Below are 667 nucleotides of genomic sequence, written 5' to 3'. Positions count from 1 at the left end.
TTTTTGAGTTGCAAAGTTAGTAATTTGTGCAACATTTGCTTAAACCGAATTGCCATGAATTAACAAATCCATACGGGCTGATAAAAATGGAGATAGTAGGATTTTTAGATGAATGAGTCGGAATGAATCGGAATGAGTCGGAATGGACAGAATATGATGAAGTTAGAGGAATAGTGGAAAGTGATCTGTTAAACTGAATTATAATGAATTTGCAAATCCATACGGGCTGATAAAAATGCTGATTCTTAAATATTTTATGAGGTGATTTGCCAGTGGAAATAAAAAAGGTTTAATCAATTTAATCTAATTTTGGAGTTAAAGAGAAATATGATGAATTCAAAAAAGGAACTATACCGTTTTGTAATAGAGTATTTTGAGAAAACCCGTCCCATAGCCGAAACAGAATTGCATTACTCTAACCCATATGAATTGCTTGTGGCAGTTATTCTTAGTGCGCAATGCACCGATAAACGTGTAAATCTAATTACACCAAATTTTTTCAAAAGTTTTCCCGATGCTAAGAGTTTAGCAAACGCTAGCGTGGAAGATATTTACGAAATAATTAAAAGCTGCTCATACCCAAACAGTAAGGCAAAGAATCTGTTAGGAATGGCCAAGGTTTTGGTGACTGAGTTTAATGGCGAGGTTCCTTCTGATATCAATCTTT

General features: G+C 34.2%; 1 protein-coding gene. It reads left to right on the top strand.

Annotation, left to right across the window (positions count from 1 at the left end; all coding sequences use genetic code 11):
- Positions 1-327: 327 nt before the first annotated feature.
- Positions 328-667, top strand: a 340-nt coding sequence (gene nth, locus E0765_RS07805; RefSeq protein WP_368666175.1) for an endonuclease III, incomplete at its 3' end; no start/stop codon positions are given.

Origin of the sequence: Sulfuricurvum sp. IAE1, from assembly GCF_004347735.1 — a bacterium.
Classification (GTDB): domain Bacteria; phylum Campylobacterota; class Campylobacteria; order Campylobacterales; family Sulfurimonadaceae; genus Sulfuricurvum.
Note: the sequence above shows the minus strand (reverse complement) of the source record. Positions and strands in the feature narration are given on the sequence as shown.